General features: G+C 68.1%; 14 protein-coding genes. 11 read left to right on the top strand and 3 right to left on the bottom strand.

The window, feature by feature from the left end:
- The first annotated feature begins 89 nt into the window (after nucleotides 1-89).
- The 11 genes from GLX30_RS11925 to GLX30_RS11875 all read left to right on the top strand — a co-directional run bounded on the left by GLX30_RS11925 (nucleotide 90) and on the right by GLX30_RS11875 (nucleotide 10245).
- The gene (locus GLX30_RS11925) at nucleotides 90-1442 is read left to right on the top strand and encodes an MraY family glycosyltransferase (RefSeq protein ID WP_159687166.1); all 1353 of its coding nucleotides are present in this window, start codon (nucleotides 90-92) and stop codon (nucleotides 1440-1442) included.
- Between the two features lie 432 nt (nucleotides 1443-1874).
- Nucleotides 1875-2312: a hypothetical protein gene (locus GLX30_RS11920; protein WP_159687162.1), complete on the top strand. Its 438-nt coding sequence runs from the start codon at nucleotides 1875-1877 to the stop codon at nucleotides 2310-2312.
- A gap of 273 nt (nucleotides 2313-2585) precedes the next feature.
- Nucleotides 2586-3356 carry a F0F1 ATP synthase subunit A gene (gene atpB, locus GLX30_RS11915; RefSeq protein WP_159694987.1) on the top strand — a complete coding sequence of 257 codons (771 nt, stop codon included), beginning with the start codon at nucleotides 2586-2588 and terminating at the stop codon, nucleotides 3354-3356.
- A 74-nt stretch (nucleotides 3357-3430) separates the two neighbouring features.
- Nucleotides 3431-3667 (top strand): ATP synthase F0 subunit C, encoded by a 237-nt coding sequence (atpE, locus tag GLX30_RS11910; RefSeq protein WP_147988146.1) that lies wholly within the window; start codon nucleotides 3431-3433, stop codon nucleotides 3665-3667.
- Between the two features lie 41 nt (nucleotides 3668-3708).
- The gene (locus GLX30_RS11905; protein ID WP_159687158.1) at nucleotides 3709-4266 is read left to right on the top strand and encodes a F0F1 ATP synthase subunit B; all 558 of its coding nucleotides are present in this window, start codon (nucleotides 3709-3711) and stop codon (nucleotides 4264-4266) included.
- The gene (locus tag GLX30_RS11900; RefSeq protein WP_159687155.1) at nucleotides 4263-5078 is read left to right on the top strand and encodes a F0F1 ATP synthase subunit delta; all 816 of its coding nucleotides are present in this window, start codon (nucleotides 4263-4265) and stop codon (nucleotides 5076-5078) included. The genes GLX30_RS11905 and GLX30_RS11900 overlap by 4 nt, the downstream gene beginning before the upstream one ends.
- 133 nt (nucleotides 5079-5211) lie before the next feature.
- Nucleotides 5212-6804: a F0F1 ATP synthase subunit alpha gene (atpA, locus tag GLX30_RS11895; protein WP_159687150.1), complete on the top strand. Its 1593-nt coding sequence runs from the start codon at nucleotides 5212-5214 to the stop codon at nucleotides 6802-6804.
- Nucleotides 6805-6825: 21 nt separating this feature from the next.
- On the top strand, nucleotides 6826-7743 hold the full coding sequence (locus GLX30_RS11890; RefSeq protein WP_159687147.1) for a F0F1 ATP synthase subunit gamma: 918 nt from the start codon (nucleotides 6826-6828) through the stop codon (nucleotides 7741-7743).
- A complete protein-coding gene (gene atpD, locus GLX30_RS11885) occupies nucleotides 7743-9185 on the top strand; it encodes a F0F1 ATP synthase subunit beta (protein WP_159687144.1) in 1443 nt (480 codons plus the stop codon). The genes GLX30_RS11890 and atpD overlap by 1 nt, the downstream gene beginning before the upstream one ends.
- A gap of 110 nt (nucleotides 9186-9295) precedes the next feature.
- Nucleotides 9296-9670, top strand: a complete 375-nt coding sequence (locus tag GLX30_RS11880; protein ID WP_159687140.1) for a F0F1 ATP synthase subunit epsilon — start codon at nucleotides 9296-9298, stop codon at nucleotides 9668-9670.
- Between the two features lie 128 nt (nucleotides 9671-9798).
- Nucleotides 9799-10245 (top strand): DUF2550 domain-containing protein, encoded by a 447-nt coding sequence (locus tag GLX30_RS11875; RefSeq protein WP_208545403.1) that lies wholly within the window; start codon nucleotides 9799-9801, stop codon nucleotides 10243-10245.
- A 101-nt stretch (nucleotides 10246-10346) separates the two neighbouring features.
- On the opposite strand, the gene GLX30_RS11870 is transcribed toward GLX30_RS11875, so the two are convergent.
- The 3 genes from GLX30_RS11870 to GLX30_RS11860 all read right to left on the bottom strand — a co-directional run bounded on the left by GLX30_RS11870 (nucleotide 10347) and on the right by GLX30_RS11860 (nucleotide 14243).
- Nucleotides 10347-12200 (bottom strand): glycoside hydrolase family 18 chitinase, encoded by a 1854-nt coding sequence (locus tag GLX30_RS11870; RefSeq protein ID WP_159687132.1) that lies wholly within the window; start codon nucleotides 12198-12200, stop codon nucleotides 10347-10349.
- A gap of 157 nt (nucleotides 12201-12357) precedes the next feature.
- On the bottom strand, nucleotides 12358-13041 hold the full coding sequence (locus GLX30_RS11865) for a response regulator transcription factor (RefSeq protein ID WP_159687129.1): 684 nt from the start codon (nucleotides 13039-13041) through the stop codon (nucleotides 12358-12360).
- Entirely contained in the window at nucleotides 13038-14243 is a 1206-nt protein-coding gene (locus GLX30_RS11860; protein ID WP_159687124.1) for a histidine kinase, read from the bottom strand. Before GLX30_RS11860 ends, GLX30_RS11865 begins: the two co-directional genes overlap by 4 nt.
- Between the last annotated feature and the right edge of the window lie 116 nt (nucleotides 14244-14359).

Here is a 14359-nt window from a genome sequence, read left to right as displayed (position 1 = left end):
CATCACAGAGCCCCGCGTGTCCTCAAGCATGTGGCTACCACAGCTAAGGTGTGGGGCTGAGATGGCCAGCGATTCCTGTGGGGCAGCCCGTGCGTGATTACCTGCTGACGCTATGTGTCACGGCCGCGGTGACGTATCTGCTCACCGGGCCGGTGAGGAAGTTCGCCATCGCCACCGGCGCGATGCCGGAGATCCGCGCACGCGACGTCCACCGTGAGCCGACACCCCGGCTCGGCGGCATCGCCATGTTCTTCGGCCTGTGTGCCGGTCTGCTGGTCGCCGACCATCTGGAGAACCTGAACAGCGTCTTCGAGCTGTCGAACGAACCACGCGCGCTGCTCTCCGGCGCCGCCCTGATCTGGATCATCGGCGTCCTGGACGACAAGTTCGAGATCGACGCCCTGATCAAACTGGGCGGCCAGATGATCGCCGCGGGCGTGATGGTCGTACAGGGCCTGACGATCCTGTGGATCCCGGTCCCGGGCGTGGGAACCGTCTCGCTGACGAGCTGGCAGGGGACGCTGCTCACCGTCGCCCTCGTCGTCATCACCATCAACGCGGTGAACTTCGTCGACGGCCTCGACGGTCTCGCGGCCGGCATGGTGTGCATCGCCGCCGCGGCATTCTTCCTCTACGCGTACCGGATCTGGTTCAGCTACGGCATCGAGGCGGCGTCCCCCGCCACCCTGTTCACCGCGATCCTGATGGGCATGTGCCTGGGCTTCCTGCCGCACAACATGCACCCCGCCAGGATCTTCATGGGCGACTCCGGCTCGATGCTGATCGGACTCGTCCTCGCGGCGGCCGCGATCTCCGTGACCGGTCAGGTGGACATGGACGCCCTGCGGATCTTCGAGGGCGGTACCCGCCAGGCCACGCACGCGGCGCTGCCGGTCTTCATCCCGCTGCTGCTGCCGCTGACGATCATCGCGATCCCGATCGCCGACCTGCTGCTGGCGATCGTCCGCCGTACCTGGAAGGGCCAGTCCCCGTTCGCGGCGGACCGCGGCCACCTCCACCACCGCCTCCTCGAGGTCGGCCACTCCCACAGCCGGGCCGTGCTGATCATGTACTTCTGGTCGGCGCTGATCGCCTTCGGCGTCGTCGCGTACTCCATCCACTCGAAGTCCATGTGGATCGTGCTGGCCGTGGTGGTCCTGAGCGCCATCGGCCTGGTGCTGTTGCTGCTGCCGCGCTTCACACCGCGGGCACCGCGCTGGGCGGAGGGCGTCGTCCCGCCGCGCTACCGCCGCCGTTCGAGGTCCGCGGCGGCCACGGCCGGCGCTCCCGACCACCACGGCAAGGCGGCTCCGGAGCAGGAGGAGGAGCAGCGCGTCCCGGTCGGGGTGGGCGTCAGCGGCGTCAACGGCGCGACGGCCGTGGGACCACGGGCCCGCTTCCCGGAGCGGGGCAGGGCGGACAGGGCGGACTCCACCCGCTGACCGGGTCCCGGCCGGTGTAGGCCGTCCGGCCCCGAGGTTTACGCGACGCCAATCGTCCATGGACTTGTGTCCCGCCGCGTGACGCTCCGCTCCTTGGCCCCGGCGCGTCCGGGGACGCCCGGATCCTTGTACTCCTATGGAGGCATCTCCGCGGTCGTAGGATGACTCCTGACGGCCAGACCGTTGCATTACCAGACATACCGCTCGGTTGTCGTGCACACACGGGCGCGTTCACTCTCATGTGTGAGAGTTGGCACACCACTGGGTAAAGACCTCATCAAATAGTTTGTGATACCGTTCACGAGACCCGGAGACAGAGCCGAAGGACCGTAGTGCGACGGTTCGTTGGCCCCCGAGGCCCATCTCGGGACCGGGCCTACGCTCGTCCATGACGACACCACTTTGCCCCCACCAGCAAGCGGAGCTGCCGCCATGCCGTCCAACGACGCACGCTCACTTCTTCTCACCGCCGTACCCACCGCTGCCGCCGGCGCGATCGCCGCTGTGATCAGCGGTGTGGTCGCCGGTGGCAAGGGGGCACTCGGCGCGGCCGTCGGTGCACTGGTGGTCATCGTCTTCATGGGTATCGGCATCGTGGTCCTGCAGCGGACGGCCAAGCAGTTCCCGCAGCTCTTCCAGGCCATGGGTCTGATGCTGTACACGACGCAGTTGCTGGTGCTCTTCGTCTTCGTCGCGATGTTCAAGAACACGACGCTGTTCAACCCCAAGGCGTTCGCCGCGACGCTCGTCGCCGCCACCGTCGTCTGGGTGGCCGCGCAGGCCCGTGCCCACATGAAGGCGAAGGTCCTTTACGTCGAACCCGAACCGTCTGCTCCCCGTCAGGGCGAAAAGACGGGGTCGGCGACGTGAGGGGTAGGGCCGGTATAAATGCCCGTTCGAGACCCTGCTATCGTCCGGTGCCAACTGCGGCACTGCGGGCGCGGGCATCCGAGCTGACGCCTGCTCGACGCGAGGCTTCGATGCCTGATTGCCGCCCCCACATCCGAAACACCAGTCCGGTGCCGACTCGCGGCTGCGCGCCGCTCCGACACAACGAGGTTGCCGAACCCATGCGTCACGCCGAAGGAGCCCGCGGTGAGTGCTGAACAGACCACGCTCGCCTTTGACTGGAGCTGCCGCATCCTGGCCGACAACGGCTGTGGCTTTCCGGCGCCGGGCCTGCACTCCTTCCTCTTCAAGCCGATCTTCACCGTCGGTGGCTTCGAGTTCAACAAGGTGATGCTGCTCGCGCTCATCACCACGCTGCTCATCGTCACCTTCTTCACGATGGCGTTCGGGAAGGCCAAGGTCGTCCCGGGCAAGCTTCAGATGATCGGCGAGGCGGGCTACGACTTCGTCCGCCGCGGCATCGTCTACGAGACGCTCGGCAAGCGCGAGGGCGAGAAGTACGTCCCCCTCATGGTGTCGATCTTCTTCTTCGTCTGGATCATGAACGTCTGGTCCGTGATCCCGCTGGCGCAGTTCCCGGTGTCGTCGATCATCGCGTACCCGGCGGTCCTGGCGTTCATCGTCTACGTGCTCTGGGTGTCGCTGACCTTCAAGCGCCACGGCTTCACCGGCGGTTGGAAGAACATCACCGGCTACGACCCGAGCCTCGGCCCGATCAAGTGGCTCGTCTCGTTCATCGAGTTCTTCTCGAACCTGCTCGTCCGGCCGTTCACGCACGCCGTGCGACTGTTCGCCAACATGTTCGCCGGTCACCTGATGCTGGTGATGTTCACCGTCGCCTCCTGGTACCTGCTCAACAGCTACATGATCCCGGCCGCCGGCGTCTCCTTCGTGATGACCATGGCCATGATCGTCTTCGAACTCTTCGTGCAGGCCGTCCAGGCGTACGTCTTCGTCCTCCTGGCCTGCACCTACATTCAGGGCGCTCTCGCCGAGCACCACTGAGCCATCCCGCACAACCACCACAGCTGTCCGGTGGCCAACCCCCACCGGTCCGTGAATGAAAAGGAAGAATCAGCATGGCTGCCACTGAGACCCTCGCCCAGGTCACTGGTTCGCTCGGCTCCATCGGCTACGGCCTCGCCGCGATCGGCCCCGGCATCGGCGTCGGCATCGTCTTCGGTAACGGCACCCAGGCTCTGGCCCGTCAGCCCGAGGCTGCCGGCCTGATCCGTGCCAACCAGATCCTGGGTTTCGCCTTCTGTGAGGCGCTCGCCCTGATCGGCATCGTTATGCCGTTCGTGTTCGGTCAGTAATCACGTCTCACTGACGACACTTTTCGACGAAAGGCACTGATGTGATCGCCAACATCGTTCAGCTGGCGGCCACGGAGGAGCAGAACCCGCTTCTGCCCCCGGGTCCCGAGCTGCTCGTCGGCCTGATCGCCTTCGCCATCGTCTTCTTCTTCTTCGCGAAGAAGCTCCTTCCGAACATCAACCGTGTTCTGGAAGAGCGTCGCGAGGCCATCGAAGGCGGCATGGAGAAGGCCGACGCGGCCAAGATCGAGGCCGAGAGCGTCCTTGAGCAGTACAAGGCGCAGCTCGCCGAGGCCCGTCACGAGGCCGCGCGTCTCCGCCAGGAGGCGACCGAGCAGGGCACCGCGATCATCCAGGAGATGAAGGCGGAAGGCCAGCGGCAGCGTGAGGAGATCATCGCGGCCGGCCACGCCCAGATCGAGGCCGACCGCAAGGCCGCGGCCTCGGCGCTGCGTCAGGACGTGGGCAAGCTCGCCACCGACCTGGCCGGCAAGCTGGTCGGCGAGTCCCTCGAGGACCACGCCCGCCAGAGCCGCACCATCGACCGCTTCCTCGACTCGCTCGAGGACGGCGCTTCGAAGGCAGAGGCCACCCGATGAACGGAGCCAGCCGCGAGGCGCTGGCCGCCGCGCACGAGTCGCTCGACGCGCTGACCGACAACACGTCGGTCGACGCGGCGAAGCTCGCCGGCGAGCTGGCTGCCGTCACCGCGCTGCTCGACCGAGAGGTGTCGCTGCGTCGGGTCCTCACCGACCCGGCGCAGGCCGCCGAGGCCAAGGCCGAGCTGGCCGGACGCATCTTCGCCGGTCAGATCAGCGGCGAGACCGCCGACCTGCTCAAGGGCATGGTCCGGTCCCGCTGGTCGCAGTCGCGCGACCTGGTCGACTCGCTCGAGGAACTGGCGAGCACCGCCGACCTCACCGCGGCGCAGAAGACCGGTGTGCTCGACAACGTCGAGGACGAGCTGTTCCGCTTCGGCCGGATCCTTTCGTCCAGCAACGACCTGCGGTCGGCGCTGACCAACCAGTCGGCCACGACGTCCGCCAAGGGCGAGCTGCTCGGCAGCCTGCTCGGCGGCAAGGCCGACCCGGTCACCGAGCGTCTGGTCGTCCGTCTCGTCACGCATCCGCGGGGACGTAGCCTGGAGTCGGGACTCGAGTCCCTGTCCAAGCTCGCCGCGGCGCGGCGGGACCGGATGGTCGCCGTCGTCACGTCGGCGGTGCCGCTGACCGAGGCGCAGAAGCAGCGTCTCGGCGCGGGTCTGGCGCGGATGTACGGCCGTGACATGCACCTCAACCTCGAAGTGGACCCCACGGTCCTCGGCGGGATCTCGGTGCGGGTCGGTGACGAGATCATCAACGGCACCGTCGCGGAGCGCCTCGAAGAGGCGACCCGTCGCATGGCCGGCTGACGGCGCAGCGCAGAACAGAAGAGCAAGACCAGCGGCCCGGTTGGGCCGTGCAGAGATTGCAGAAGATTCCTGGGGGTCGGCCCCCAGACCCCCAAAGAAACTTCGGGCCCAACAAGGAGAGCAGGGAACCCAGATGGCGGAGCTCACGATCCGGCCGGAGGAGATCCGGGACGCGCTGGAGAACTTTGTCCAGTCGTACCAGCCGGACGCGGCCTCGCGCGAGGAGGTCGGCACGGTCAGCCTGGCCGGCGACGGTATCGCGAAGGTCGAGGGTCTTCCCTCGGCCATGGCGAACGAGCTGCTGAAGTTCGAGGACGGCACCCTCGGTCTCGCCCTCAACCTCGAGGAGCGCGAGATCGGTGCGATCGTCCTCGGCGAGTTCAACGGTATCGAGGAGGGTCAGCCGGTCACCCGCACCGGTGAGGTCCTCTCGGTCGGTGTCGGCGAGGGCTACCTCGGCCGTGTCGTCGACCCGCTCGGTAACCCGGTCGACGGCCTCGGCGAGATCGCGACCGAGGGCCGGCGCGCCCTTGAACTGCAGGCCCCGGGCGTCATGGCCCGTAAGTCGGTGCACGAGCCGATGCAGACCGGCTACAAGGCCGTCGACGCGATGGTGCCGATCGGCCGCGGCCAGCGTCAGCTGATCATTGGTGACCGTCAGACGGGTAAGACCGCTCTGGCTGTCGACACGATCATCAACCAGCGTGACAACTGGCGTTCCGGCGACCCGAAGAAGCAGGTCCGCTGCATCTACGTCGCCATCGGCCAGAAGGGCTCGACCATCGCGTCCGTTCGCGGCGCCCTGGAAGAGGCCGGCGCGCTCGAGTACACGACGATCGTCGCCGCCCCGGCGTCCGACCCGGCCGGCTTCAAGTACCTGGCCCCGTACACCGGCTCGGCCATCGGCCAGCACTGGATGTACGACGGCAAGCACGTCCTCATCATCTTCGACGACCTCTCGAAGCAGGCCGACGCCTACCGCGCCGTGTCCCTGCTGCTGCGCCGCCCGCCGGGCCGTGAGGCGTACCCGGGTGACGTCTTCTACCTGCACTCGCGTCTGCTGGAGCGCTGCGCCAAGCTCTCCGACGACATGGGCGCCGGTTCGATGACCGGTCTGCCGATCGTCGAGACCAAGGCGAACGACGTGTCGGCGTTCATCCCGACCAACGTCATCTCCATCACCGACGGCCAGTGCTTCCTGGAGTCCGACCTGTTCAACGCCGGCCAGCGTCCGGCCCTGAACGTCGGTATCTCGGTCTCCCGTGTGGGTGGTTCCGCCCAGCACAAGGCCATGAAGCAGGTCTCCGGCCGTCTGCGTGTGGACCTCGCCCAGTACCGCGAGCTGGAGGCGTTCGCCGCCTTCGGTTCCGACCTGGACGCGGCCTCCAAGGCGCAGATGGAGCGCGGTAAGCGGATGGTCGAGCTGCTGAAGCAGGCTCAGTACCAGCCGATGCCCGTCGAGGAGCAGGTCGTCTCCGTCTGGGCCGGCACCACCGGCAAGATGGACGACGTCCCGGTCGCGGACATCCGTCGCTTCGAGGTCGAGCTGCTGGAGTACCTGCGCCGTGAGCGCAAGGAGCTCCTGACCAGCATCGCCGAGGGCGGCAAGATGTCGGACGACACCCTCCAGTCCGTCGCTGACGCCATCGCCGCGTTCAAGAAGCAGTTCGAGACCTCGGACGGCAAGCTTCTGGGCGAGGACGTTCCGGTCAGCACCGCCAAGTAGACGACGGAAGGGACCTGACTCATGGGAGCCCAGCTCCGGGTCTACAAGCGTCGCATCAAATCCGTCACCGCGACCAAGAAGATCACCAAGGCGATGGAGATGATCGCCGCCTCGCGCATCGTCAAGGCGCAGCGCCAGGTGGCCGCCTCCACGCCGTACGCGACCGAGCTCACCCGCGCGGTGACCGCGGTGGCGACGGGGTCGACGACGAACCACGCCCTGACCACCGAGGTGGACAACCCGACCCGGGCCGCGATCCTGCTCATCACGAGCGACCGCGGTCTGGCCGGCGGCTACTCCGCCAACGCCCTCAAGGCGGCGGATCAGCTCACCGAGCGACTCCGCGCCGAGGGCAAGGAGGTCGACGCGTACATCGTCGGCCGCAAGGGTGTGGCGTACTACGGCTTCCGTGAGCGCAAGGTCACGGAGTCGTGGACGGGCTTCACCGACAACCCGACGTACGCGGACGCAAAGATGGTCGCGGCCCCGCTGATCGCGGCGATCGAGAAGGACACGGCCGAGGGTGGTGTGGACGAGCTCCACATCGTCTTCACCGAGTTCGTCTCGATGCTGACGCAGACGCCGGTTCAGAAGCGGCTGCTGCCTCTCAGCCTCGAGAAGGCGAAGGAGGAGACGGCGACGAAGGGCGAGATCCTTCCGCTGTTCGACTTCGAGCCGTCGGCCGAGGACGTCCTCGACGCCCTGCTGCCGCGCTACGTCGAGAGCCGGATCTACAACGCGCTGCTCCAGGCGGCTGCCTCCAAGCACGCCGCCACCCGCCGCGCGATGAAGTCGGCGACCGACAACGCCGGAGAGCTCATCAAGAGCCTCTCCCGGCTTGCCAACGCGGCCCGCCAGGCCGAAATCACCCAGGAAATCAGCGAGATCGTCGGTGGAGCCAGCGCCCTGGCCGACGCGACCGCGGGGAGTGACAAGTAATGACGACGACAGTTGAGACGGCCGCTGCCACGGGCCGCGTCGCCCGGGTCATCGGCCCGGTCGTCGACGTGGAGTTCCCCGTCGACGCGATGCCGGAGATCTACAACGCGCTGACCGTTCAGGTCGCCGACCCGGCTCTGGAGGGCGCGCTCAAGACGCTGACCCTCGAGGTCGCCCAGCACCTGGGTGACGGCCTGGTCCGCGCGATCTCGATGCAGCCCACCGACGGTCTGGTCCGCCAGGCCGCGGTGACCGACACGGGCAACGGCATCACCGTTCCCGTCGGTGACTTCACCAAGGGCAAGGTGTTCAACACCCTCGGTGAGGTGCTGAACGTCCCCGAGGAGAACGCCAACATCGGTGACCGGTGGCCCATCCACCGCAAGGCTCCGAACTTCGACCAGCTCGAGTCCAAGACCGAGATGTTCGAGACCGGCGTCAAGGTCATCGACCTTCTCACCCCGTACGTCAAGGGTGGAAAGATCGGTCTGTTCGGTGGTGCCGGTGTCGGCAAGACCGTTCTGATCCAGGAAATGATCTACCGCGTCGCCAACAACCACGACGGTGTGTCGGTGTTCGCGGGCGTCGGTGAGCGTACCCGTGAGGGCAACGACCTCATCGAGGAGATGTCCGAGTCCGGCGTCATCGACAAGACCGCGCTGGTCTTCGGTCAGATGGACGAGCCCCCGGGCACCCGTCTCCGGGTCGCCCTGGCCGGTCTGACCATGGCGGAGTACTTCCGCGATGTGCAGAAGCAGGACGTGCTCTTCTTCATCGACAACATCTTCCGGTACACCCAGGCCGGCTCCGAGGTGTCCACCCTGCTCGGCCGTATGCCGTCCGCGGTGGGTTACCAGCCGAACCTGGCCGACGAGATGGGTCTGCTGCAGGAGCGCATCACCTCGACGCGTGGTCACTCGATCACGTCGATGCAGGCGATCTACGTCCCCGCGGACGACCTGACCGACCCGGCCCCGGCCACCACCTTCGCCCACCTCGACGCGACGACGGTTCTGTCCCGTCCGATCTCCGAGAAGGGCATCTACCCGGCCGTGGACCCGCTGGACTCCACGTCCCGCATCCTGGACCCGCGCTACATCACGCAGGAGCACTACGACGCCGCCACGCGCGTCAAGGGGATCCTGCAGAAGTACAAGGACCTCCAGGACATCATCGCGATTCTCGGTATCGACGAGCTGGGCGAGGAGGACAAGCTGGTTGTCCACCGTGCCCGTCGCGTGGAGCGCTTCCTGTCCCAGAACACCCACGTCGCCAAGCAGTTCACCGGCGTGGACGGCTCGGACGTGCCGCTCGACGAGTCGATCGCCGCGTTCAACGCGATCTGCGACGGTGAGTACGACCACTTCCCCGAGCAGGCGTTCTTCATGTGCGGTGGCATCGAGGACCTCAAGGCCAACGCCAAGGAGCTCGGCGTCTCCTGAGTCGCATGACTCGCTGAAGGGGGCGGGCACGTCCCGCCCCCTTCTTCACGCCCCTTAGAATTGACCCAACACCCGGCATGACCGCCGGGTGGTGACCCGAGGAGCCAACCTTGGCTGCTGAGCTGCACGTCGAGCTGGTCGCCGCCGACCGTAGTGTCTGGTCCGGCGAGGCCACCCTGGTCGTCGCGCGCACCACGTCCGGCGACATCGGCGTCATGCCCGGTCACCAGCCGCTGCTGGGTGTGCTGGAATCGGGCCCGGTGACCATTCGCACGACCGAGGGTGGGACCGTCGTCGCCGCTGTGCACGGTGGTTTCATCTCGTTCGCGGACAACAAGCTGTCGCTGCTGGCGGAGATCGCCGAGCTGGCGGACGAGATCGACGTCCAGCGTGCCGAGCGTGCGCTGGAGCGCGCCAAGTCGGACACGGACGACGCCGCCGAGCGGCGCGCCGACGTCCGTCTGCGTGCGGTGGCGGTGCGCTAGTCGCGCCCCACGAGAAGTTCGACCCTCAGCCGCGGCCGGCCCGGATCTCCTTCGGGCCGTGCCGCGGCTGAGGCGATGCAGGTGCACGTGATATTCGGTTACGGGACGATGCGAGGAGGTCGGTGGAGATGTTCCTCGCTCTGCTTGTGAGCGGTTCTGTCGTCGCACTGGTGCTGATCGGACTGTTCGTCTTCGGGCTGCGCAGGAGGCTGATCCAGCGCTCCGGCGGTACGTTCGACTGCAGTCTGCGCTGGAACCTCGCGGATGATCACGATGCTTCCGGCAAGGGATGGGTGTACGGCGTCGCCCGGTACAGCGGCGACCGGATCGAGTGGTTCCGGATTTTCTCGTACGCGCCCCGGCCCCGCCGGGTGCTCGAGCGCTCCGCGATCGAGGTGCTGGCCCGCCGCACGCCGGAGGGCGAGGAGGAGCTGGCGCTCCTCTCCGATTCCGTAGTGCTGGCCTGCCGGCACCGCGGGACCCGATTGGAGCTGTCGATGAGCGAGGACGCGCTGACCGGCTTCCTCGCCTGGCTGGAGGCGGCCCCGCCCGGCCAGAGGGTCAACGTCGCGTAGCGATCACCCGGCGCGTACGGATGCCCGACGCCGCGTCGGAGTGCATGACAAAGCCCGGGAGAGGTGACTCTCCCGGGCTTCTGCGTCATCGTACGGAAGTGCTATCCGAGGCCGCTGTTGATCGCGCCGACCAGCTCTCCGTTGCTCGTGTCACCGCTGAACTCCCAGAAGAACGCACCGCCCAGGCCCTGGTTGTCGGCCCACTTCATCTTGGAGGTGACGGTCGCCGGGGTGTCGTAGCTCCACCAGTTGGTTCCGCAGTGGGCGTACGCCGTGCCCGCGATCGTCCCGGTGGCCGGGCAGCTGTTCCTGAGGACCTTGTAGTCCTCGATGCCCTGCTCGTACGTGCCGGCCGCCGGCCCGGTGGCCGTGCCGCCCGGGGCGGACTGGGTCACGCCGGTCCAGCCGCGTCCGTAGAAGCCGATGCCGAGCAGCAGTTTCTTGGCCGGCACCCCCTTGGCCTTGAACTTGGCGATCGCCTCGGCGGAGTTGAATCCGGCCTGCGGGATGCCCGGGTACGAGGTGAGCGGCGAGTGCGGGGCCGTGGGGCCCTTGGCCGCCCAGGCGCCGAAGAAGTCGTACGTCATCACGTTGTACCAGTCGAGGTACTGCGCGGCGCCGCCGTAGTCGGCCGCGTCGATCTTGCCGCCGGACGAGGCGTCTGCCGTGACCGCGGCGGTGACCAGGTTGTTCGCGCCGAACTTGGTGCGCATGGCCTGCATCATGTTCTTGAACGCGGCGGGGCCGCTGGTGTCGCAGGTCAGACCGCAGGCGTTCGGGTACTCCCAGTCGAGGTCGATGCCGTCGAAGACGTCCGCCCAGCGCGGGTCCTCCACCAGGTCGTAGCAGGACTGGGCGAAGGCGGCCGGGTTCTGCACGGCCTGGCCGAAGCCGCCGGACCAGGTCCAGCCGCCGAACGACCACAGGACCTTGATGTGCGGGTACTGGGCCTTCAGCTTGCGCAGCTGGTTGAAGTTGCCGCGCAGCGGCTGGTCCCAGGTGTCGGCCTTGCCGTCGACGGACTGGTCGGCGGTGTAGGCCTTGTCGTAGTCGGCGTAGGCGTCACCGATGGTGCACTTGCCGCCGCTGACGTTGCCGAAGGCGTAGTTGATGTGGGTGATCTTCGATGCGGAGCCGGAGGTCACCAGGTTCTTCACGTGGTAGTTGCGACCGTAGACGCCCCAGTTGGTGAAGTAGCCCAGCTTGACCTTGTCGCCGGGGTCGGGCTCCCCGCCGCCACCGCCGGTGGTGCGGACGGCGACGGCGCCGCTGACGGGGCCGGTCTGGTCGGCGCTGTCCCGCGCCTGGACCGAGTACGAGTAGTCCGTGCCGGCGGTCAGGCCCGTGTTGGTGTACGTGGTGCCGGTGACCGTGGCGATCTTGGCACCGTCGCGCAGGACGTCGTAGTTCTTGATGCCCTTGTCGTCGGTGGCCGCGCTCCAGCTGAGGTTCACCGACGTGTCGGTGATGCCGGAGGCCGTGGGGGCGCCGGGGGCGGAGGGCGGATTGTCACCGGGCACGCTGCCGCCGTCGCACGAGGCACCGTTCAGCTTGCAGTTGGACGGCGAGCCCGGGCCGCTGCCGTTGAAGCCGAAGGAGACGGACGCGCCCGGGGCGAGCGTGCCGTTCCAGCCGACGTTCTTGGCGGTCCAGTGGTTGCCGGAGTTGGTGACGGTGGCGTCCCAGGCGGAGGTGACGCGGGTACCGGAGGGGAAGTCCCACTCGACGGTCCAGGAGTTGATGGTCGTGGTGCCGGTGTTCTTCACCGTCCACTTGCCCTCGAAGCCGGTGCCCCAGTCGGAGGACTTGGCGTAGGTGGCCGTCGCCGAGGTGGCCGCTTCCGCGGGCGAGGCGAGTCCCACCATCGCGGCGAGGGGGAGAAGAAGGGCGGTCAGTCCCGCGGTGGCCCTGGCTCTGAACCGTGATCGCGGGCGTGGGGGCGCTTCGGTGCTCAAGGAGGCTCCTCGAGTTGAGTGCGGACATGTCAGGGGTGGTCCGTGCACTGTGCACACCGCGGGGCTCACCGCAGTGTGCTCGGTGAGATTAGGGTGGTCTGGACCAATCGTCAATAGGTCCAGACCAACGGTCCGCGCCCTGCCGTCCGACCTCGGTTCAGATGCCCAACTCCTGCGCGAGGACGGCCGCTTGCACCCTGCTGCGCAGCTCCAGCTTCCCCAGCAACCTGCTGACGTGGGTCTTCACCGTGGCCTCCGCCATCGACAGCCGCACCGCGATCTCCGCGTTCGACATCCCCTCGCCGAGGCACGAGAGCACCTCCCGCTCCCGCCTCGTCAACGTGTCCAGCACCGCCGGATCAGGCGCGTCCGCCGACCGTGCGGGAGCGGGCGCGGCGAACTCCGCGATCAGCCGCCGGGTGACGGCCGGCGCGATCATTCCCTCGCCGCGCGCCACCGTCCGCACCGCCTCGAGCAGATCACCCGCCTCGGTGTTCTTCAGCAGAAAGCCCGCCGCACCGGCCCGCAACGCCCCGAAGACGTACTCGTCGAGATCGAACGTCGTCAGCACCAGCACATCGGCCAGCTTCTCCGCGACCACCTGCCGCGTCGCGGAGACCCCGTCGAGCCGGGGCATCTGCACATCCATCAGCACCACGTCCGGGCGCAGCTCGCGCGCGAGGCGCACCGCCTCCTCGCCGTCCGCCGCCTCCCCGGCCACCTCGATGTCCGGCGCGCTGCGCAGGATCAGGACCAGCCCCGCCCGCACCGCGTTCTGGTCCTCCGCGACCAGGACCCGGATCCGGGCCCCGGTCCCCGAGTCGTCCGCCTGCGCCGTCATGCCGATGGCTCCTTGTCGTCCGTCACGGGCAGCACCGCCCGCACGCGCCAGATCTTGTCGGGCCCGCCGGCGGGGCCCTCCACCGGAGCGGCCTCGAACGTCCCGTCCAGCAGCGCGACCCGTTCCTCCATCCCCACCAGGCCCGCACCGGAGCCGGGCGCCCGTGGTCCCGGCCGCCGCCCGAACGGGCTGGTCACCGTCACCCGCAGCGCGTCGCCCGCCCCGCCGGACACCTCGACACGCACCTCGCCGGCCTCCGCGTGCTTGATCGCGTTGGTCAGCGACTCCTGGACGATGCGGTAGCCGGCGAGCTCCACGGGCGCCGGCAGCCGGGAGCCTTGCTCCCGGTCGTCACGGAGCACGAAGCTCAGCCCGCTCTGCCGGCCGTTCGTCCTCGCCTGCTCCACCAGGGCGTCGAGTCCGGCCAGCGTGGGCGCGGCGGCCGGTTCCACGTCGCCGCTGCTGTCGCGCAGCAGACCGATCAGCCGTCGCATCTCCGCCAGGCCCTCGACGCTGTTCTCGCGGATCACGGTCATCGCCTGCCTGGTCGTCGCCTCGTCGTCCAGCGACAGGGCCGCCGTGGAGTGGATCGCGATCGCGGAGAGGTGGTTGGCGACCATGTCGTGCAACTCCCGGGCCATCCGGGCGCGCTCGGCCGCGATCGCCTGTGCGCGGTCCATCTCCGCGAGCAGCGCGGTCTGTTCGGCCCGCAGCCGGGCGGCGTTCGCCGCCTCCCGGTGGTTTCGGACGATCGCGCCGGTGGTGGCGGGACCGAACGAGACGAGCCCGGTGACCATTCCGATCAGGAGCGCGGCGGGCTCCCGCAGCCAGGCCAGGAAACCGATCGTCACCGCGATCGTGATCAGCCCGGTGGTGACCGGGATGCGCCGGGCGGAGCCGGGGGTGCCGTAGAGCACGGCCGCGTACGCCAGGTCCGCGAACATCAGGAGCGTCACGATGCTGCCGGGCGTGAACGGGTCGAGCAGGACCGCGGCGGTGCCCGTGAGGAGGGCCGTGCGCGGCATCGTCCGCCGCAGCAGCTCCAATCCGGAGATCATCACCAGGGGGACCAGCGTCACCCAGGACGGCAGCGGAGCCTTCGGCCCGTTGGTGTGCACTCCGAGCGACCACAGCAACAGGCCACCGAGCAGGCCGACGACCGCGATGAGCACGTCGTCACGGTGAGGGCGGGGGAAGGTCACCCGTCCATCAAACACGGCACCACCGCCCCCGTGCCTCCGCGCACGGGGTGAGCCCGCAGTACATCGAAGGATGCAGTCGCAGTTCGTCACCGGCGACGACGAATCGGTGTCCGCCG

Source organism: Streptomyces sp. Tu 2975 (assembly GCF_009832925.1).
In the GTDB taxonomy this organism is placed as follows: domain Bacteria; phylum Actinomycetota; class Actinomycetes; order Streptomycetales; family Streptomycetaceae; genus Streptomyces.
This window is presented reverse-complemented; position numbering and strand designations above follow the sequence as displayed.